Annotated in this window: 18 protein-coding genes; 10 read left to right on the top strand and 8 right to left on the bottom strand. The window is 67.9% G+C overall.

Features of this window, described 5'->3' with window-relative positions:
• The first annotated feature begins 29 nt into the window (after nt 1-29).
• Nucleotides 30-428, top strand: a complete 399-nt coding sequence (gene msrB / locus VF649_RS04735; protein WP_331010806.1) for a peptide-methionine (R)-S-oxide reductase MsrB — start codon at nt 30-32, stop codon at nt 426-428.
• 4 nt (nt 429-432) lie between these two features.
• Here the strand turns inward: msrB and VF649_RS04730 are convergent, their stop codons facing one another.
• The gene (locus VF649_RS04730; protein WP_331010805.1) at nt 433-1,296 is read right to left on the bottom strand and encodes a DUF4886 domain-containing protein; all 864 of its coding nucleotides are present in this window, start codon (nt 1,294-1,296) and stop codon (nt 433-435) included.
• 105 nt (nt 1,297-1,401) lie between these two features.
• Here VF649_RS04730 and VF649_RS04725 point away from each other — a divergent pair, with 105 nt between their 5' ends.
• Together VF649_RS04725 and VF649_RS04720 are read left to right on the top strand one after the other, a co-directional pair.
• Nucleotides 1,402-1,683, top strand: coding sequence for a hypothetical protein (locus VF649_RS04725; protein ID WP_331010804.1), 282 nt, complete (start codon nt 1,402-1,404; stop codon nt 1,681-1,683).
• Nucleotides 1,684-1,745: 62 nt separating this feature from the next.
• On the top strand, nt 1,746-3,041 hold the full coding sequence (locus VF649_RS04720) for a M28 family peptidase (RefSeq protein ID WP_331010803.1): 1,296 nt from the start codon (nt 1,746-1,748) through the stop codon (nt 3,039-3,041).
• A 26-nt stretch (nt 3,042-3,067) separates the two neighbouring features.
• Here VF649_RS04720 and VF649_RS04715 read toward each other — a convergent pair whose 3' ends face one another.
• The gene (locus VF649_RS04715; protein WP_331010820.1) at nt 3,068-4,243 is read right to left on the bottom strand and encodes an acyl-CoA dehydrogenase; all 1,176 of its coding nucleotides are present in this window, start codon (nt 4,241-4,243) and stop codon (nt 3,068-3,070) included.
• 113 nt (nt 4,244-4,356) lie between these two features.
• Here VF649_RS04715 and VF649_RS04710 point away from each other — a divergent pair, with 113 nt between their 5' ends.
• The 6 genes from VF649_RS04710 (at nt 4,357) to VF649_RS04685 (ending at nt 10,604) form a co-directional block, all read left to right on the top strand.
• On the top strand, nt 4,357-5,031 hold the full coding sequence (locus tag VF649_RS04710; protein ID WP_331010802.1) for an ABC transporter ATP-binding protein: 675 nt from the start codon (nt 4,357-4,359) through the stop codon (nt 5,029-5,031).
• Nucleotides 5,021-7,543 (top strand): FtsX-like permease family protein, encoded by a 2,523-nt coding sequence (locus VF649_RS04705; RefSeq protein WP_331010801.1) that lies wholly within the window; start codon nt 5,021-5,023, stop codon nt 7,541-7,543. The genes VF649_RS04710 and VF649_RS04705 overlap by 11 nt, the downstream gene beginning before the upstream one ends.
• Nucleotides 7,543-8,604 carry a carotenoid 1,2-hydratase gene (locus tag VF649_RS04700; protein ID WP_331010800.1) on the top strand — a complete coding sequence of 354 codons (1,062 nt, stop codon included), beginning with the start codon at nt 7,543-7,545 and terminating at the stop codon, nt 8,602-8,604. Before VF649_RS04705 ends, VF649_RS04700 begins: the two co-directional genes overlap by 1 nt.
• Before the next feature lie 76 nt (nt 8,605-8,680).
• Nucleotides 8,681-9,124 (top strand): hypothetical protein, encoded by a 444-nt coding sequence (locus VF649_RS04695; protein ID WP_331010799.1) that lies wholly within the window; start codon nt 8,681-8,683, stop codon nt 9,122-9,124.
• Nucleotides 9,124-9,480 (top strand): hypothetical protein, encoded by a 357-nt coding sequence (locus VF649_RS04690; protein WP_331010798.1) that lies wholly within the window; start codon nt 9,124-9,126, stop codon nt 9,478-9,480. Before VF649_RS04695 ends, VF649_RS04690 begins: the two co-directional genes overlap by 1 nt.
• A gap of 77 nt (nt 9,481-9,557) precedes the next feature.
• Nucleotides 9,558-10,604, top strand: a complete 1,047-nt coding sequence (locus tag VF649_RS04685; protein ID WP_331010797.1) for a serine hydrolase domain-containing protein — start codon at nt 9,558-9,560, stop codon at nt 10,602-10,604.
• A gap of 39 nt (nt 10,605-10,643) precedes the next feature.
• On the opposite strand, the gene VF649_RS04680 is transcribed toward VF649_RS04685, so the two are convergent.
• From VF649_RS04680 to sucC, 5 genes are all read right to left on the bottom strand, one after another.
• Nucleotides 10,644-12,731: a PAS domain-containing protein gene (locus tag VF649_RS04680; protein WP_331010796.1), complete on the bottom strand. Its 2,088-nt coding sequence runs from the start codon at nt 12,729-12,731 to the stop codon at nt 10,644-10,646.
• A gap of 135 nt (nt 12,732-12,866) precedes the next feature.
• Nucleotides 12,867-13,499 (bottom strand): retropepsin-like aspartic protease family protein, encoded by a 633-nt coding sequence (locus tag VF649_RS04675; RefSeq protein WP_331010795.1) that lies wholly within the window; start codon nt 13,497-13,499, stop codon nt 12,867-12,869.
• A gap of 58 nt (nt 13,500-13,557) precedes the next feature.
• Nucleotides 13,558-14,487, bottom strand: coding sequence for an electron transfer flavoprotein subunit alpha/FixB family protein (locus VF649_RS04670; RefSeq protein ID WP_331010794.1), 930 nt, complete (start codon nt 14,485-14,487; stop codon nt 13,558-13,560).
• On the bottom strand, nt 14,484-15,233 hold the full coding sequence (locus VF649_RS04665; RefSeq protein WP_331010793.1) for an electron transfer flavoprotein subunit beta/FixA family protein: 750 nt from the start codon (nt 15,231-15,233) through the stop codon (nt 14,484-14,486). The genes VF649_RS04670 and VF649_RS04665 overlap by 4 nt, the downstream gene beginning before the upstream one ends.
• Nucleotides 15,234-15,408: 175 nt before the next feature.
• Nucleotides 15,409-16,608 (bottom strand): ADP-forming succinate--CoA ligase subunit beta, encoded by a 1,200-nt coding sequence (gene sucC / locus VF649_RS04660; protein WP_331010792.1) that lies wholly within the window; start codon nt 16,606-16,608, stop codon nt 15,409-15,411.
• 131 nt (nt 16,609-16,739) lie between these two features.
• On the opposite strand from sucC, the gene VF649_RS04655 reads away from it, so the two are divergent.
• The gene (locus VF649_RS04655; protein WP_331010791.1) at nt 16,740-17,609 is read left to right on the top strand and encodes a 3-hydroxyacyl-CoA dehydrogenase NAD-binding domain-containing protein; all 870 of its coding nucleotides are present in this window, start codon (nt 16,740-16,742) and stop codon (nt 17,607-17,609) included.
• Between the two features lie 115 nt (nt 17,610-17,724).
• On the opposite strand, the gene VF649_RS04650 is transcribed toward VF649_RS04655, so the two are convergent.
• The gene (locus VF649_RS04650; protein ID WP_331010790.1) at nt 17,725-18,981 is read right to left on the bottom strand and encodes a NupC/NupG family nucleoside CNT transporter; all 1,257 of its coding nucleotides are present in this window, start codon (nt 18,979-18,981) and stop codon (nt 17,725-17,727) included.
• Between the last annotated feature and the right edge of the window lie 33 nt (nt 18,982-19,014).

Genomic DNA, 19,014 nt, shown 5'->3' with positions numbered 1-19,014 from the left:
GCGGACCAGCCGCTTCCCAGATTATTGTCATGGAAAAGATTCAGAAATCGGACGCCGAATGGCGCGCGGCCCTCACACCCGAACAATATCAGGTGCTGCGCCAGGCCGGTACCGAACGCGCGTTCACAGGCGAATATAACGCCAACAAGCGGCCCGGCGACTATCACTGCGCCGCCTGCGGCACGCTGTTGTTCGACAGCGCGCACAAATATGATTCGGGCAGCGGCTGGCCCAGCTTCACCGCCCCCGCCGATCCCGCCGCGGTCGAGGAACTGGTCGACCGCGCCCATGGCATGGTGCGGACCGAAGTGCGCTGCGCCGCCTGCGAAGGCCATCTCGGCCACGTCTTTCCCGACGGCCCGGGCGAAACCGGCCTCCGCTACTGCATGAATTCGGCGGCGCTCGCGTTCGAACCCCGCGAGGATTGATCGCTCAGGGCCGCGCGCGCTCCTCGATCAGCATGTCGCGCGCCACGCGCTGCAACGCCGCCGCCTGATCGGGGGACAGCCCCAGTTCGGCGGCGGCCCGCTCTTGCCGGCCCAGCAGGGTCGGATCCCGCCCGGTGATGCTGCCGAACAGGGTCAGCGCCGACAGATAATAGCCGGCGTTGCTGGCATGATACTGATCCCAGCTCCACAGATCGACTTGCCCATATGTCGTTCCGTCATACGGGTTGGGGTCCGCGACGCCGGTGGTCATCGCCAGCGTCCATGCCTGACCGACCGGCACCACCGCCGCGCGCACGCCCTTCCCCGCCAGATCATAGCCCCGCCGGACGTCCTCGGTCATCGCCGCGATCGGCCGACCATACCAGTATCCGCCCGGTCGATATGTCTGGTCCGCCCGCGCCCAGGTCGCCTCCAGGCGCAGGTCGACCGCCGGATTGCGCGCGCGGAACAGCGCGGCCAGTTGCCGAACCGACGCGATCAGCGTCGTCGGGTCCCCCGGTCGGTCCGCGTCCAGCGTGCTGTAGCTTTGCAGCACGACATGATCCCAATGCCGGTCGATCCGCCCCCGCCGTTCCGCCATGTGCCAGTCCAGCCCCTTACCCGGCGCGGTTTCCAGACTGACCTCATAGGATAGGCCGGCCGCGTCGGCGAACGTCTTGAACAGCGCGGGCACCCCGCCGACCCGCTCTCCGTTCAGGTCCGTCACACGCTCCGGTTGGTAATGCTGCACCGCTGAATTGGCGCCATAGGTGAAGCTGTTGCCCACGAACAGGATCGTCTCCGCACCCGCCGGGCATACGGCCACGGCACCGATCAACAGCGATATTGCGATCCGCAAGCGCATCATGCGACAGTCTCCGTTCAGTTTCGGCGCCTTATCCGCGTTAACCGATTGAAACCGCAACCGACACATCACGTTGTCACGATATCGTCACGAAGAGAGGAATGCCCGATGTCGCATACGCCCCCGATACCGGATGCCGCGACCGCCCCCTTCCCCGCGCATCCCGCACCGCGCCCGCATGCCGACATACCGACACCCCCCACCCCGCCGACCCCGCCAAAGCCCGACAGCACCGGCGACTCCACCACCCGCCGCGTGATTGCCGGCGCTGCGGTCGGAATCGGGTCGGCCGCGATCGTCGCCGCGCTGCTCTACACCAACCGCAAGGCCGCGGACGCGCAGAAGATCGCCGCGAAGGACCGGGCACAGCATCCCGAAGCGGCCGATTGATGGCGCGCGCCGTCGAAACGGGGGCTTGACCCCCGCCACCGGCGTGCCGCACCGTCCGTATCATGAAACGCCCACTCCTTGCCGCTGCCGCCCTGTCGCTGATCGCCGCCGCGCCCGCCCCTGATCCCGCCGAACTCAACCGTACGATCACCGCGCTGGTCGGGTTCGGAACGCGCCATACCTTGTCGTCGGCGACCGATCCCAAGCGCGGCATCGGTGCCGCGCGGAATTGGGCGGCAAAGCGGTTCGCGACGATCGGCCGCAGTTGCGGAAACTGCCTGAAGATCGAACGCATCGCCGATCGCTTCACCGGTCCCCGCGCGCCGGATGGCGTGGTAGTGGAGGATGTGATCGCCATTCAGCGCGGCACCGGCGATCCGAACCGCGTCATCATCATCCAGGGTCATATCGACAGTCGCGTCACCGACGTGATGGACGCCGTCCACGACGCGCCCGGCGCCAATGACGACGGTTCCGGCAGCGCGCTGGTGATCGAGGCCGCCCGCATCCTGTCCCGCGAAAGATTTGCCGGCACGATCGTCTACGCGCTTCTGTCAGGCGAGGAACAAGGGCTCTGGGGTGGCAAGCTGCTCGCCGCCACGGCAAAGGCGCGCGGGTGGCAGGTCGCAGGGGTGCTCAACAACGACATCGTCGGCAACTCCCATGGCCAGGGCGGCGACCATGTCGACAACCGCGTCCGCGTGTTCAGCGAAGGTGTCTCCGCCGCGGCCGACCTGCCCGCGGTCAAGGCCGCGCGGGCGATCGGGGCGGAAGATGACGGCCCATCCCGCGCGCTTGCCAAGCTCGTGCGCCGCATCGGCGCGCCGCAGATGGCGACGCTGGAGGTCGTGACCGTCCACCGCCCGGATCGCTTCAGCCGCGGCGGCGATCAGACCCCGTTCATGGAAGCCGGCTACCCCGCGGTGCGGTTCAGCGAAGCGGTCGAGAATTACGATCACCAGCATCAGGACCTGCGTACCGAAAACGGTGTCGTCTATGGCGACACGATCGCCGGCGTCGATTTTCCCTATCTCGCGAAGGTCACGGCGCTCAACATCGCGGTTGCGCGGGAATTGGCGAACGCCCCGGCCGCACCGACCGGCGTCACCATCTCCGGCGCGCTGAAGGCGGATACCACCGTGGCCTGGAACCCCGTGCCTGCCGCCGCCGGCTATCGCATTCGCTGGCGCCGCGCCGACAAGTCCGACTGGACCGATCGGCGCGATGTCGCCGCCGGTACGCTTTCGACCATGCTGCGCAACATCAACATCGACGACACCTTCTTCGGCGTCTCCGCTCTGTCGCAGGATGGCGCGGAAAGCCTGGTCACCTTTGCCGAGGGCGCCCCGCGGAAATAAGCCCCGGCGGATGCCGGGGCGCGGTGTCAGAACGCCGCGATGCCGGTGATCGCCCGTCCCAGGATCAGCGCATGCACGTCATGCGCGCCTTCATAGGTGTTGACGGTTTCCAGGTTCATCACATGGCGCATCACGCCATATTCACCCGATATCCCGTTGCCGCCGTGCATGTCGCGCGCCGCCCGGGCGATATCCAGCGCCTTGCCGCAATTGTTGCGCTTGACGATCGACACCATCTCCGGCGCGAACCGGCCCTCATCCATCAGCCGCCCGACGCGCAACGACGCCTGCAGGCCCAACGCGATCTCGGTCTGCATGTCGGCCAGCTTCTTCTGATACAGCTGGGTCGCCGCCAGCGGTCGCCCGAACTGCTTGCGGTCCAGCCCATATTGCCGCGCCGCATGCCAGCAGAACTCCGCCGCACCCATCGTGCCCCAGCTGATCCCGTATCGCGCGCGGTTGAGGCAACCGAACGGCCCCTTCAGCCCCGCGACATTGGGCAGCAACTGCTCCTCGCCCACCACCACGCCATCCATGACGATCTCGCCGGTGATCGACGCGCGCAGCGACAGCTTGCCTTCGATCTTCGGCGCGGACAGCCCGGCCATGCCCTTTTCCAGAATGAACCCGCGGATCGCGCCGCCATGCGCGTCGGATTTGGCCCACACCACGAACACGTCCGCGATCGGCGCGTTGCTGATCCACGTCTTGGCCCCGCTGATCCGGTATCCGTCCGCGACCTTTTCGGCCCGGGTGGTCATGCCGCCGGGATCGGATCCCGCCTCCGGCTCGGTCAGCCCGAAACAACCGATATGTTCGCCCGAGGCCAGGCGCGGCAGATATTTGCGACGCTGTTCCTCCGAGCCATAGGCATGGATCGGATACATCACGAGCGACGACTGCACGGACATCATCGACCGGTATCCGCTGTCGATCCGCTCCACCTCGCGCGCGACCAGGCCATAGGCGACATAGGATGCGCCGACACCGCCATATTCCTCCGGCACCGTCGGCCCCAGCAGCCCCAGCGCGCCCATTTCGCGGAAGATCGCGGGGTCGGTCTGCTCGTCCCGGAATGCCGCCACGATCCGCGGCGCCAGTTTTTCCTGGGCATAGGCCGCCGCCGTATCGCGGATCAGCCGCTCCTCGTCGCTCAACTGATCGTCGATCAGGAACGGGTCCGCCCAGTCGAAACCACCCATGCCACCAGCCGCCACGCGCACTCTCCGTTTGTTTCAACCTAAATCAGCCTTTGGCAGGGCAAGTGCAAGGGCAGAGGGAGACAAGCGCCCCCGCTTCGCGTTACCGCCTTCCCATGACACCGTTTCTCCACATCGCCGGTCTCGCCAAGTCCGTGCCCGGCGGGCGATCGCTGTTCCACGGGCTGGACCTGACCGTCGGCAAGGGCGAACTGATCGCGATCATGGGTGAATCCGGTGTCGGAAAATCGACGCTGCTCAACATCATCGCCGGCCTGGACCGGCCGGATCATGGCACGGTCGCGATCGAAGGCCGCCCCTTGTCGGATATGGACGAAGCCGCCGCGACCCGGCTGCGGCGCGACCGGATCGGCTTCGTGTTCCAGGCCTTTCACATCCTGCCCTACCTCACGCTCCGCCAGAATGTCGCGCTCCCGCTCGCGCTTGGCGGGGTGCGCGCACGCGCCGCCACCGCACGCGCCGACGCGCTGCTCGATCTGGTCGGCCTGGGGGATCGCGGCGCGGATTATGCCAAGGACCTGTCGGGGGGCGAGTTGCAGCGGATCGCGATCGCGCGTGCTCTGGTGCATGACCCCGCCTTGATCCTGGCCGACGAACCGACCGGCAATCTGGATCCCGAAACCGCCGACCGCATCCTGGCCCTGTTCGCCGATACGGTGCGCAGCCGCGGCGCCGGCGCGGTGATCGTCACGCACAGCGCGGTCGCCGCCGCGATCGCCGATCGCACGCTGCTGCTGACGGCCGCCGGTCTGGTCCCGCATGTCGGCTGACCTGGTCGCGCCGCCGCTGGCACTGCGCTGGATGATCGCCGGCGAATGGCGCGCCCACCCCGCGCGCGTCCTGGTCGCGGCGCTGGCGATCGCGGTCGGTGTCGCGCTGGGGTTTGCGGTGCATCTGGTCAACGGGTCGGCGCTCGACGCGTTCGGGCAGGCGGTGCGCGCGGTGAACGGCGACGCCGATCTTCAGGTGCGTGCCGCCACCCCGATCGGGATGGACGAGGCACTCTATCCGCGTGTCGCCACCCTGCCCGGCATTGCCGACGCCAGCCCGGTGGTCGAACTGCGCGCCGCCGCGGGCGGCACCCCGCTGACCCTGATCGGGCTCGACATCCTGCGCGCGGGGCAGGTAACGCCCGCGCTGATCGGACAGCCCGTCGCCGGGCCTGATCGTGCGACCGCTGCTCCATTCGATGACCGGGCGGTCTTTCTGTCGCGCGCCGCGCTCCAGGCGATCCGCATGCCGATCGGCGCCACCATCCGGATCACGGCCCATGGTCGCACGGTCCCGCTCCGCATCGCCGGCGTGCTTCCGGCGGTGGAGGCCGGACGGCGTATCGCCGTGACCGACATCGCCACTGCACAATGGCGGTTCGATCGGATCGGGCGAATCGATCGCATCGACCTGAAATTGGGTGAAGGCGCCGACGCCGCCATCGTCCGCCGCACACTTGCCGGCGCGTTGCCCCCCGCCGCCACGCTCGCCACTGCCGGCAGCGATGCGCAACAGGGCGCCGCGCTCAGCCGCGCCTACCGCGTCAATCTCGATATGCTGGCGCTGGTCGCGCTGCTGACCGGGGGCTTTCTGGTCTATTCGGCGCAATCGCTGTCGGTCACGCGGCGGATGCGCAGCTTCGCGCTGCTCCGCACGCTCGGCCTGCCGCGCGGCGGGATCCTGGTACAGGTCGCGATCGAAGGGCTGATCGTGGGTGTGGCCGGCACGCTGTCGGGCCTGGCGCTCGGCTATGCGCTGGCCTCGGTGGCGCTGGCGCGGTTCGGCGGCGATCTCGGCGCCGGATACTTCGGCGGCGTGGCACCGCAGCTGCGCTTCGATCCCGCCGCCGCCGCCCTGTTCGCCGCGCTTGGTCTGGCGGCGGCTCTGGCGGGCAGCATCGTTCCCGCGCGCGCCGCCGCGCGGGCGGCACCCGCGGTCGCGCTCAAAAATGCCGGCGACGTCATCGATCCCCGCACGCCGGTGCGGTGGCGCATGCCGCTGCTGCTGATCGCGGCCGGCATCGTCACGGCGCTCATGCCCGCCATCGGCGGGTTGCCGCTGCTCGGCTACGGGGCGATGGCGCTGCTGCTCGCCGGGGGAGTCGCGGCGACGCCCTGGCTGGCGCGCGCGCTGCTGGCGCCGTTCGATCGCCGTGCGACCGGCCGGCCCGCGGTCGATCTCGCCATCCGCCATCTCCGGGGCGCACCGGGGCAGGCCGCCGTCGCGCTCAGCGGCATCGTCGCCAGCACCGGATTGATGATCGCCATGGCGGTGATGGTCACCAGCTTCCGCGGCGCAGTGGACGACTGGCTGGGCGACGTCCTGTCGGCGGATCTCTATCTGCGCGTCGAAGGCGGCACCGGCGGCTTCGATCCCGCGGCGCAGGCCCGCCTCCGCGCGCAGCCCGGCGTCGCCGCCATCGCCTTCACCCGGCAGATTCCGGTGACGCTGGCGGCGGATCAGCCGCCGATGACGTTGATCGCACGCCCGATCGACGCCACCCTGCCGCTGATCGATCCCCCTGTCCCGGTCCCTGCCGGCACGGTGCCGGTCTGGCTGTCCGAACCCGCCGCCCGCCGCCTCGATCTCGACCGGGGCGATCACATCGCGTTGCCGGTCGGCCGGGGAACGCGGTTTACCGTTGCCGGCATCTGGCGTGATTATGCGCGGCAACAGGGCGCGATCGCGATCGACGGCACCACCTATGATCGCCTGACCGGGGATATCGCCCGCGACGAAGGCGCGGTGACGCTCCGGCCCGGCGCCGATCCGACCCGCGTCGGCCGCGCGCTCACCGCCGCAGCACCGGCCGAACTGGCGGGCAGCGTGTCGATCGCGCGTCCCGCGACGCTGCGCGCCTTCGCGCTCAGGCTGTTCGATCGCAGCTTCGCGATCACCTATGTCCTCGAAGCGGTGGCGGTGATCGTCGGGCTGGCAGGTGTCGCCACCACCATTTCGGCGCAGACGATCGCCCGCATCCGCGAATTCGGCATGTTACGCCACATCGGCGCCGGACGTGGGCAGATCATCGCGATGCTGGCGACGGAAGGCGCGCTGCTGGGCCTGGTCGGCGGCGTCGCCGGCATCCTGTTGGGGCTTGGCCTGGCGCAGGTCCTGATCCACGTCGTCAACCCGCAATCCTTCAACTGGACGATGACGACGCGCGTGCCGATCGGGCTGGTCAGCGGCGTGGCGGGCGCGCTCGTCCTGGCCGCCGCGGCCACCGCCATCCTGGCCGGCCGCCGCGCTGTGGCGATCGACGCGGTGCGTGCGGTGCGAGAGGATTGGTGATGCGCGCGCTTTTCCGCCTGCTCGCGCTGCTGCTGCTCGCCGCCGCCGCACCCGCCACCGACTATCCGGTGGTCCGGCCTGGCGTACCGATCGCATTTCCGGCCGATCATGGTGCCCATCCCGCCTATCGCACCGAATGGTGGTATGCGACCGGCTGGCTGCGGACAGCCGATGGCGAGGACCTCGGTTTTCAAGTCACCTTCTTCCGTTCGCGCCTGCCGGTCGATTCTGCCAACCGCAGCGCGTTCGCGCCGCGCCAGCTGATCTTCGCGCATGCCGGCCTGTCCGATCCTGCCACCGGCCGCCTCCTGCACGATCAGCGCGCGGCTCGGGCGGGGTTCGGGCTGGCGCAGGCCGCCACCGGCGACGCTGCCGTCGCCATTCGCGACTGGCAGTTCCGGCGGCTTCCCGACGGTCGTTTCACCACCCACGTTCCGGCCAGGGGCTTCACGCTCGCGCTTGCCTTCACCCCCACCCAGCCGCCGATGTTGCAGGGCGTTGGCGGCTATAGCCGCAAGGGGCCGGATCCCGCGGACGCCAGCCATTATTATTCCGTGCCGCAGCTTCGCGTCGCGGGAACGGTGCTGCGCGGGGGCAAGGCCGTGCGCGTCACCGGCACCGCCTGGCTCGATCGGGAATGGTCGTCGCGCTATCTGGATCCGCGCGCGGCGGGGTGGGACTGGACCGGCCTCAACCTGGAAGACGGATCCGCGCTCATGGCATTCCGCATTCGCGGGCGGACCGGGGGGACGCTGTGGGCGGGCGGATCGCTCCGCCGTCCCGACGGCCGGATCGTTCGCTTCGCACCGGGCGATGTTACGCTCACCACACGCCGCCGCTGGCGCTCACCCGCCACCGGGGCCGTCTATCCCGTCGACCAGGAACTGGCGGTACGCCTGCCCGAAGGGGTGCGCCGATTCCGGCTGACCCCGCTGTTCGACGCGCAGGAACTGGATGGCCGCGCCGGCGGTTTGCCGGTCTATTGGGAGGGGGCGGTGCGCACCCGGGGCGGCCGTGGCTATCTCGAACTGACGGGTTATGTCACGCCGTTGGCGATCTGATCGGCTCCGTCACGATGGTCTTGGATCAAAACCCGAACCTGCGCTAGACAGCGTGCGTCGACGGGCCGAGGACATGATGATTTCAACCGACCGGAACATAAGGCGCGCGCTGCCCTGGGCTGCACTCGTGCTCGCATGCGCCGGTCTGGTGCTGCTCGGCTGGTCCTGGTCCGAATCCCGGCGCGAGGCAGCGGCGCTTCGGACGTGGCAGGCGACAATGCTGCACCAGATTGCGGCCGCGTCGGATCAGGATGCCACGATGGCCCCTGCCGATGCGTCCGGTGCGCTGGCGAACATCATCGCGTCGCGCGATGCGGCAACCGCCATGGTGGCGACCCGGCCGGTGCCACCGCGCGACGATGCGGCAACCGGCGGGTCGCAGGCGGCCTCGCCGCTGCGCCCGGACGCCGCCAAGGCGGAAATCGCCCGGCTCAGCCATACGCAGAGCACCGGCACCGCCGCCGGTGATGCCCAGATCATCGATCAGGACAGCCGTGCCGCCTGGAACGGGTGGAAATGATGCGGCGCGTCCTCCCGTCGCTGCTGCTGTGCGTGCTGCTGGCGGCTTGTGCCCGGCCAACCGCGCCGCACGTCGCGACCCCGGCGGCGCCGGTCCGGGTACTCCCGCAGCAACCCGCCAGGGCGGAGGTGACGGTGAAGGTGCCTGTGGTCACTCAAACGATCGAACATTGTCCCACCGCCGCCGAAATCCGCAGATTGCGCGCCGCGCGTCCGAAACCGTTGCGCAGTCAGGCGATGCCGGCCAGCCCCGCCGAGCGTGTTGCCCGCACCAGCGCCCAACTTGGCCTGTACGAAGCCCGCGGCGCTTGGGCTGACCAGGTCGAGGAAGCCCTTGCCCGCTGCGACCCGTCCTGAACCGGGGCCCTGACGGTCATGGACAAGGCGGACAATCGGCCTAGCATCCTGTCATCGGTCGAACCGGGGGGAACAGGATGCCGTTGATCGCGAAGATGCTGGCGCTCATGGGATTGATGGCGGCCGGCGGCACAAGCAGCGGACCGTTGCCATCGGCGGTGCGCGGTGCCGTTCCCGGTTTCTCGGGACAGATCCTGGTCGCTGATCGTACGCATATTCTGTTCGACGAACGCCTCGGCACCGCGCCGCATAGTGCGATCTGGCCATGGGGATCGGTCAGCAAGCAGGTCACCGCCGCGCTCGTGATGATGGAGGTCGACCGCGGCCGGCTGTCTCTCGATGACCGGATCATCGACCGGCTTCCCGATTTCCCCAATGCGGATACCGGGCGGGCGACGATCCGCCAGCTGTTGCAGCATATGTCCGGCCTGCCGAACAGCAACGACATGCCCGGCAATCCGCCCGGGACCGCATTCTACACCCGCCGCGGTGCGGGGGTCGGGGGCCGGGCCGATGCCTATGGCTTCTGCGCCGGTCCGGGAAAGCCGCCTTCGGGAACGCAGTTCAGCTATAATAATTGCGATACGATCGTGATCGGCGCCATCCTCGAACGCGTCAGCGATCTGCCGTTCGCGACCCTGCTCGCACGGCGGGTGCGGCGGCCGTTGCACATGGCGTCGTTGCACATGGCACGCCCCTTCGAACTGCCGGTTCCGGGCCGGTCGCAGGGTCGGCCCGTCCCTCGCGAAAATCTCGCTACCTACGGCCCGGCCGGTGCCATGATCGGCTCCGCACGGGATCTGGTCGCCTTCGACCGGGCGTTGATCGACGATCGGCTGCTATCGCGGGGCGCAAGGACGGTCCTGTGGCAGGGTGATCCGAAGATCGGCTATGGTGCGCTCGGCGCCTGGTCCTTTCCGGCGCGGCTGGCCGGCTGCAAAGGCGACGTCCGGCTGATCGAACGCCGCGGCAGCGTTGGCGGGGTGCAGGCGCGCAACATCATCGCCCCGGATCTCGGTCGCATGGTCGTCGCGTTCACCGACGACGCCGATTATGACTTTGGCGAGATCTGGCAGGGCAGGGGCGCGGCCTACCGGCTGCTGTCGGCGGCGCTCTGCACCTGAATATGCATGACCCTGGCGCGCGGCGATCCTCGCCCGACGTCACATGTCGCCGGGCATACCGATGCACGCATGCACGCACTGCGTGAAATGCGCGATCGTGAAGGGCTTGGTCAGGATCGTCATCCCAGGCTCCAGCTGCCCCGCACCGACGGCGGCGCTGGCGGCATAGCCGGTCACGAACAGGATCGGCAGGTCGGGGCGGACCGCCCGGCCGGCGTCCGCCACCTGCCGGCCATTCAGCCCGCCGGGCAGTCCGACATCGGTGACGAGCAGGTCGATCGCGATATCCGACCGCAGCATCGCGACACCGTCGGCTCCGTTCGCGGCCTCCAGCACGCGGTATCCGGCCTCGCCCAACGCCTCGCTCATCAGCGACCGGATCGCGGCCGCATCCTCCACCACCAGCACGGTGGCCCCCGTCGCGACATGCGCGACGGCGTCGCGCGGCGTGGCTGCTTCCTCGGGCCGGTCGGTGCCGCTGTGACGCGGAAGGTACAGGCAGATGGTGGTGCCCTGCCCGACCTCGGACTGCAGGTGCACCTGGCCACCGGACTGGCGGATGAAGCCATACAGCATCGACAATCCCAGCCCGGTTCCCTCACCGATCGGCTTAGTCGTGAAAAACGGCTCGAACACGCGTCGCACGATTTCGGGGGGCATGCCCTGCCCGCTGTCGGTCACGCACAGCAGCACATAGTCCCCCGGCGGCAGATCGCGTTCGATGGCGTCCATGTCCTTCAGGACATCGTTGGCAGACGTGATCGTCAGGCGTCCGCCATCCGGCATCGCGTCGCGTGCGTTGATGCACAGGTTGAGCAACCCGTTCTCCATCTGCGGCGCATCCACCAGCACCGGCCACAGATCGTCGGGGGCAACGACATGCAGGTCGATGGCGGGTCCCAGGGTGCGATCGACGATCTCGATCATCCCGTTTACCAGCGCGTCGATCCGGACGATCGTGGGCGCCAGCGTCTGCCGCCGGGAAAAGGCGAGCAGCCGCTGCGTCAGCGCCGCCGCGCGGTTGGCACCGGCCTGCGCCATCGCCACATAGCGATCCAGTTCATCATGGCGTCCCTGCTGCAAGCGGATGTGAAGCAGTTCCAACCCACCGGTGATCGCCGTCAGCAGGTTGTTGAAGTCGTGGGCCAGCCCGCCCGTCAGCTGTCCGACCGCCTCCATCTTCTGACTTTGCCGTAACGCCTCGCGCGTCTCGTCCAGCTCCGCCGCATTCAGGATCCGGGTGGTGATGTCCGTCGAAATCTGGAACGCCCCGATCGGCGCGCCGTCCGGATCACGCAGCGTATTGAACTTCATCTCATAGCTGCGCGGGCTGCTCTCCCCCCGGCGCGTGAACGTCCTGACCGCGGTGAATTCTTCACCGGCCAAGGCGCGCCCCCAATAGCGTTGCACCTCCGTCCGGTGGGTGGGCCAGTCTTCCAACAGGTCCAGGATCCTGTCACCCACCGCCGGCCGCACGCCATAAACCCGCTCGAACTCGTCGACGGCGGCCCGATTCATCGCCATCCAGCGGAAATCGCGATCGAGCACGTTCACGAGGGAGTCGGTCGTTTGAACGATGGTCGCCAGCAGATCATGGTCTGCGGTCTGCTCGGCCACGCGCCGCTCCATCCGGTGGTTCAGAACGCGCAGATCATCGATCGCGCGATCCCGTTCGGCTCGGCTCCGGCCCAGCGCCGCATCCGTCCGCATGCGTGCGGTGGTTTCGTTCGCCACGATCAGCGACCCCGCCATGGCGCCATCGCGGTCCAGAACGCGTGAGCAGCAGAAACTCCACCAGCTTTCCGCTGCATCGCCATCGATCGGCAGTGTCCAGGGAATGTCGACATGGCGGACACTGTCTCCCGCCATCACCGCTTCGATCACGGCGCGCGCCTGCTCCATCGCGTCTGGCCAGACATGATCCAGGCACTCCCCCATCGCCAGAGACGGATGCGCTCCGATCAGCGGGAAAAACGCGTCGTTGAAGAAGACATGCCGCTCCGGACCCCAGCACAGCATCATGGCGTCGGGCGCGGGCAGGATCAGACCGAGCGCAGCACAGAGCGCCCCCGGCCAGCGTTCGGGCAGCCCCAACGGATGCCCGGACCAGTCCCGCGCGTGAATCAATGCCGTGGCCCGCCCGCCGCCGCGAAGGAAGCCGGCGCCGCTCCTCAAGACGCGCGGATCGCGGAAGGGCGGACGGCGATCATGCCGTCAGCTTAATCCCTGTCGCGATTAAACGGAAGCGCAAGAAGTGACGTGTCAGGCGGCGGTTGGCGGCGCCTGCGGATGGTGCGGCACCAGGATCAGCGTCTGTCCTTCCACGCGCCAGGATTGCAGCCGCGACAGGAAGTTCATGCCGAGTACGCTCACGTCGCCGAACGCGGGTGAGATCACGACCGAAAGATCGCGCGCGACGATCGTGCCGAACCGCAATTCGGGTACGCGCCCGCTTTCGGCCCGGATCGTGCCGTTGGCGGTGTTGATCAGCACCGGAACGCCGCCCTCGGGCGTGATCCCGGCCGCGGCGGCGGTCGCGGCGGACAGGGCCGTGAACGTCGCGCCGCTGTCGACCAGCATGCGGCGTTCGACACCACCCATCCGGACGCGGATCCAGAAATGCCCGTCCGGCGCCATCCGGACCCGCACTTCCTTGCCGACCACGGTCTGCCCGTCGATCTTCAGAAATGCCATAATCCGGTCCACATAGGGATCGATCATCGGCTGGCGTCCCAGCGCGACCACCAGCAGCGCCGCGATCAGCATCCAACCGGCCAGCGCCACGATCGTCCGCAGGATCGGTATGCGCCGGGCGATCAGCAACGCCACCACGCCGACCGCGATCGCAACATAGAATCCGCCATGCGTCGCCGGATTGGGGAACATCGCGGTCATGCCCGTCTCGCTCTCGCCGGCCGGTGAAGCGGGCCACCAGGCGATGGCCCCGCTCCCGTCAAAGTTTCCCGGTCAGCTCCGGGACCAGCTTGAACAGGTCACCGACCAGTCCGATGTCGGCTACCTGAAAGATCGGGGCATCCTCGTCCTTGTTGATCGCGACGATGACCTTCGAATCCTTCATGCCGGCCAGATGCTGGATCGCGCCGGAAATGCCGACCGCGACATAGACTTCCGGTGCGACGATCTTGCCGGTCTGCCCGACCTGATAATCGTTGGGGGCATAGCCGGCATCGACCGCCGCGCGGCTTGCGCCGACACCCGCGCCCAGCTTGTCGGCCAACGGATCGATCACTTCGTGGAACTTCTCTTCCGATCCCAGCGCCCGGCCGCCCGACACGATGATCTTGGCGGAGGTCAGCTCCGGCCGGTCCGACGATGCGATCTCGGACCCGACGAAGCGCGACAATCCCTGGTCGCCCGCCGCCGAAACGGCCTCCACCGTGCCGGAACCGCCGCTGGTCGCCGCCTTGGCAAAGGCGGTCCCGCGCACCGTCACCACCAGCTTGGGATCGGCGGACTTCACCGTCGCGATCGCATTGCCGGCATAGATCGGGCGGGTGAAGCTGCCATCGCTTTCCACCGACAGGATGTCGCTGATCTGCGTCACGTCCAGCAGGGCCGCCACGCGCGGCGCGACATTCTTGCCGGTGGTGGTCGCGGGCGCCACGAACGCGTCGTGATGCCCCATCAGTTCGACGATCAGCGGCGCGATGTTTTCCGCCAGTGCATGCGCATAGGCGGCATCATCGGCGACATGGACCTTGCCGACGCCGGCGATCTGCGCCGCGGCCTGTGCGACCGCATCGACGCCCTGCCCCGCGACCAGCAGGTGGACCTCGCCCATCTGCGTCGCCGCGGTCACGGCGGACAGCGTGGCGTCCTTGACGGCGGCGCCGTCATGTTCGACCCAAACCAGCGTCTTCATGCTGCCACTCCCATATCCTTGAGCTTCGCCACCAGCGTATCGACGTCCGGCACCTTGATGCCCGCGGTGCGCTTCGGCGGTTCGACGACCTTGGTGGTGGTCAGCCGCGGCGCGGTGTCGACACCGTAATCGGCCGGTACCTTCGTCGCCATCGGCTTCGACTTGGCCTTCATGATATTGGGCAGCGATGCATAGCGCGGCTCGTTCAGGCGCAGATCGGTGGTGATGATCGCCGGCGTCGTCAGGCTCACCGTCTCCAGCCCGCCATCGACCTCGCGGGTCACGGTCACCGTGTCGCCCGTCACCTCGACCTTGGATGCGAACGTCCCCTGGCCCCAGCCGAGCAGCGCGGCCAGCATCTGACCGGTCTGGTTGCTGTCGTCGTCGATCGCCTGCTTGCCCAGGATCACGAGACCCGGCTGCTCCTCCGCGACGATGCCCTTCAGGATCTTCGCGACCGCCAGCGGTTCGACCGCGTCCTCGGTCTGGACCAGGATCGCCCGGTCCGCGCCCATCGCCAGGGCGGTGCGCAACGTCTCCTGCGCCTTCTGGACACCGATCGACACCGCCACGATCTCGGTCGCGACGCCCTTTTCCTTCAACCGGATGGCTTCTTCGACCGCGATCTCATCGAACGGATTCATGCTCATCTTGACGTTGGCCAGGTCGACGCCTGTACCGTCCGCCTTGACGCGTGGTTTCACGTTATAGTCGATCACCCGCTTCACGGGCACCAGGATCTTCATGGGTGACATCCTCCAGCGTTTGCGTGCCCGACTCTGACGCCAAGCGCGGTTGAACGGCCCATAGCAGCCGGTTGACGTGAACGTAAAGGGACAGGATGTCCCATGCCGCAATGTCGCGCCGGCGATCCGCCGACGCGAGGCGGGGGGCGGCCGTCACCCGCCCCCTGAAGTCGGATCAGGCCGCCTGCTTCACCTGCGCCACGATCTTCTTGGCGGCATCGCCCAGATCGTCGGCGCTGACGATCGGCAGGCCGCTGTTCGCCAGAATGTCCTTGCCCTGCTGCACATTGGTGCCCTCCAGCCGGACGACCAGCGGCACCGACAGGTTCACTTCCTTGGCCGCCGCGACAATGCCCTCGGCAATGATGTCGCAGCGCATGATGCCGCCGAAGATGTTGACCAGGATGCCCTCGACCGCCGGATCGGACAGGATCAGCTTGAATGCCGCCGTCACCTTCTCCTTGGACGCGCCGCCGCCCACGTCCAGGAAGTTCGCCGGGAACGCACCGTTCAGCTTGATGATGTCCATCGTCGCCATCGCCAGCCCGGCGCCGTTGACCATGCAGCCGATATTGCCGTCCAGCTTGATGTAGGCGAGGTCGTATTTCGACGCTTCGATCTCGGCCGGATCCTCTTCGGATTCGTCGCGCAGCGCGAAGATGTCCTTGTGACGATACAGCGCATTGCCGTCGAACGACACCTTGGCGTCCAGCACCAGCAGCTTGCCGTCGGTCGTCTCGACCAGCGGGTTCACCTCCAGCATCTCTATGTCGGACGCCATGAACGCCGCATACAGCTGGCCCGCCACCTGGATGGCCTGCTTGTAGAGGTCGCCTTTCAGCTTCAGCGCGAACGCGACCGCACGGCCATGATGCGGCTGGAACCCTTCGACCGGGTCGATGACGATGCTGTGGATCAACTCGGGCGTGTCGTGCGCCACCGCCTCGATGTCCATGCCGCCCTCGGTCGATACGACCATCGCGATCCGGCCACTGGCGCGGTCGACCAGCATTGAGAGGTAATATTCCTTGGCGATATCGGCGCCATCGGTGACGTACAGCCGGTTGACCTGCTTGCCCGCATCGCCGGTCTGGATCGTGACCAGGGTATTGCCCAGCATGTCGGTCGCGTTGGCGCGCACCTCGTCCAGCGTCTTCGACAATCGGACGCCGCCCTTGGCGTCGGGGCCGAGTTCCTTGAACTTGCCCTTGCCACGTCCGCCGGCATGAATCTGCGACTTCACGACATAAAGCGGCCCGGGCAGGCGTTCGGCGGCGGCGACGGCTTCGTCGACGGTCATCGCGGCATAGCCGGCCGGAATCGCGACGCCGAACTTCGCGAGCAGTTCCTTGGCCTGATATTCATGGATGTTCATGGGCGCTACGTCCTCTGGGTCCAGCGGAAAGTTGGCGCGGCTAAAGCATAAGCGCCGCGCGATTGCCACCCCGTCTAGCCGCCGCCGCGTCCGGCCGGTAGAGGCGATGCCGACAGGATCAGGAGGACGGCATGGAAACGATCGGCGTAATCGGCGCGGGCCAGATGGGGGCGGGCATCGCCCAGGTCTCGGCGCAGGCGGGATATCATGTCCTGCTGTCCGACATCTCGCTGGCCGCCGCGATCAAGGGCCGCGACGGCATCGCCCGCGGGCTGGACCGGTTGGTGGCGAAGGAAAAACTGTCCGCGGCCGATGCGCAGGCGGCGATGGCGCGCATCGAACCGGTCGATGACGTCGCCGCCATGGCGCCCGCGATGCTGGTGGTGGAGGCCGCGACCGAGCGCGAGGATATCAAGCGCCAGATCTTCGAACGCGTCGGCGCGGTGCTGGGCACGAATGCGGTTCTTGCCACCAACACCTCGTCGATCCCGATCACCCGCCTCGCCCAAGCCGCGCCCGACCCCGCGCGGTTCATGGGCGTGCATTTCTTCAATCCGGTGCCGGTGATGCGCCCGATCGAACTGATTCGCGGTCTCGCCACGGCCGATGCTACCGTCGCGAAGGTGGAGGCTTATGCCAAGGCGCTCGGCAAGACCGTGGTGCACGCCAATGACGCCCCCGGCTTCATCGTCAACCGCGTACTGCTGCCGTTCATCAACGAGGCGTGCTTCGCGCTGGGCGAAGGCGTCGCCACGATCCCCGACATCGATGCCGCGGTCAGCCTCGGCCTCAACCACCCGATGGGCCCGCTGACGCTCGCGGACTTCATCGGCCTCGACACCTGCCTCAACATCTGCCGCGTCCTGCTCGACGGCACCGGCGATCCCAAGTTCCGCCCGGCGCCGCTGCTCGTCAAATATGTCGAGGCCGGCTGGCTGGGACGCAAGACCGGCCGCGGCTTCTACGACTATTCGGGTGAAACCCCGGTGCCGACGCGCTGACCGGGGCGCGCCGTACCCCGATCCGTTCGGTTCGCGCCTGTCGAGAACCTCGCGCCATGTTCTCGACGCGCGCGAATCGAACGGAGTTGGGATGATCCGGCAATCCCCATTCGCCTCACCCCAGCAACAGCCCCGCGAACGCCGCACTCATCAGGTTCGCCAGGCTGCCGGCCACCAGCGCGCGCAACCCCAGCTTCGCGATCGTCGCGCGCTGATTGGGGGCCAGGCTGCCGGTAACCGCCATCTGGATCGCGATCGAACTGAAATTGGCGAACCCGCACAGCGCAAAGGTGATGATCGCGACCGTCCGCTGCGATAGCGCCGCCTGCTGTTCGCCAAGCGAGATATAGGCGACGAACTCGTTCAGCACGATCTTCTGCCCGAACAGCCCGCCGGCGATTCCCGCTTCGTGCCAGGGCACCCCCAGCAGGTACATGACGGGGGCGAAGAGATAGCCGAGCAGCCGCTGGAACGTCAGGCCCTCGATGCCGAACCACATGCCCATACCGGTCAGCAATCCGTTGGCCAGCGCCACCAGCGCCACGAACGCCAGCACCATCGCGCCCACCGCCACCGCCAGCCGCACGCCGGTCTGTGCGCCCTGCGACGCGGCCATGATGATGTTGGCGGGGCGTTCCTCGTCGTGCGTCGCCTCCGCCATCGCGATCTGCTGTTCTTCCCGGACATCGCCCAGCGGCAATTCGCCGGCCGGGGCAGACGGCCCGTCCGGCATCATGATCTTCGCCATCAGGATGCCGCCCGGCGCCGCCATGAACGATGCCGCCAGCAGATAGTCGACGCGAATGCCCATCGACGCATAAGCCGCCAGGATCGTGCCCGCCACGCCGGCCATCCCGCTGGTCATCACGGTGAACAGTTGCGGCGGGGTCAACCCCGCCAGATAGGGACGGATCACCAGCGGCGATTCGCTCTGCCCGACGAAGATATTGGCGGCCGCACACAGCGATTCGACCTTCGACACGCCGATCACGCGTTCGATGCCGCCGCCGATCCAGCGCACGATCAACTGCATGATGCCCAGATAATAGAGGATCGACACCAGGGCCGCGAAGAAGATGATGACCGGAAGCGCCTGGATTGCGAAGTTCTGGCCCAGGGGATCCGCCGCCAGCCGCCCGAACAGGAAACTGGTTCCGGCATTGGCATAGCCGAGCAGGTTGGACACACCGCCCGACAGGAATTGCAGCACGCGCCGTCCGGCCGGCACATACAGCACCAGCACCGCGATCCCGGCCTGCACCGCGAATGCCGCCCCCACCACCCGCAGCCGGATCGCCCGGCGATTGGACGACAGCAGCACGGCCAGCCCCAGGATCACCGCGATGCCCGCCAGGCCGATCAGGAATTTCATCATGAGGTTCGGGGACTTTCACCAGGCGATCGG

Source organism: Sphingomonas sp. (genome assembly GCF_036387535.1).
Classification (GTDB): Bacteria; Pseudomonadota; Alphaproteobacteria; order Sphingomonadales; family Sphingomonadaceae; genus Sphingomonas_R.
This window is presented reverse-complemented; position numbering and strand designations above follow the sequence as displayed.

Coding starts and splice junctions, on each gene's coding strand:
- msrB (WP_331010806.1), top strand. CDS start 30: ATGGAAAAGATTCAGAAATCGGACGCCGAATGGCGCGCGGCCCTCACA.
- VF649_RS04730 (WP_331010805.1), bottom strand. CDS start 1,296: ATGATGCGCTTGCGGATCGCAATATCGCTGTTGATCGGTGCCGTGGCC.
- VF649_RS04725 (WP_331010804.1), top strand. CDS start 1,402: ATGTCGCATACGCCCCCGATACCGGATGCCGCGACCGCCCCCTTCCCC.
- VF649_RS04720 (WP_331010803.1), top strand. CDS start 1,746: ATGAAACGCCCACTCCTTGCCGCTGCCGCCCTGTCGCTGATCGCCGCC.
- VF649_RS04715 (WP_331010820.1), bottom strand. CDS start 4,243: ATGGGTGGTTTCGACTGGGCGGACCCGTTCCTGATCGACGATCAGTTG.
- VF649_RS04710 (WP_331010802.1), top strand. CDS start 4,357: ATGACACCGTTTCTCCACATCGCCGGTCTCGCCAAGTCCGTGCCCGGC.
- VF649_RS04705 (WP_331010801.1), top strand. CDS start 5,021: ATGTCGGCTGACCTGGTCGCGCCGCCGCTGGCACTGCGCTGGATGATC.
- VF649_RS04700 (WP_331010800.1), top strand. CDS start 7,543: ATGCGCGCGCTTTTCCGCCTGCTCGCGCTGCTGCTGCTCGCCGCCGCC.
- VF649_RS04695 (WP_331010799.1), top strand. CDS start 8,681: ATGATTTCAACCGACCGGAACATAAGGCGCGCGCTGCCCTGGGCTGCA.
- VF649_RS04690 (WP_331010798.1), top strand. CDS start 9,124: ATGCGGCGCGTCCTCCCGTCGCTGCTGCTGTGCGTGCTGCTGGCGGCT.
- VF649_RS04685 (WP_331010797.1), top strand. CDS start 9,558: ATGCCGTTGATCGCGAAGATGCTGGCGCTCATGGGATTGATGGCGGCC.
- VF649_RS04675 (WP_331010795.1), bottom strand. CDS start 13,499: ATGACCGCGATGTTCCCCAATCCGGCGACGCATGGCGGATTCTATGTT.
- VF649_RS04670 (WP_331010794.1), bottom strand. CDS start 14,487: ATGAAGACGCTGGTTTGGGTCGAACATGACGGCGCCGCCGTCAAGGAC.
- VF649_RS04665 (WP_331010793.1), bottom strand. CDS start 15,233: ATGAAGATCCTGGTGCCCGTGAAGCGGGTGATCGACTATAACGTGAAA.
- sucC (WP_331010792.1), bottom strand. CDS start 16,608: ATGAACATCCATGAATATCAGGCCAAGGAACTGCTCGCGAAGTTCGGC.
- VF649_RS04655 (WP_331010791.1), top strand. CDS start 16,740: ATGGAAACGATCGGCGTAATCGGCGCGGGCCAGATGGGGGCGGGCATC.
- VF649_RS04650 (WP_331010790.1), bottom strand. CDS start 18,981: ATGAAATTCCTGATCGGCCTGGCGGGCATCGCGGTGATCCTGGGGCTG.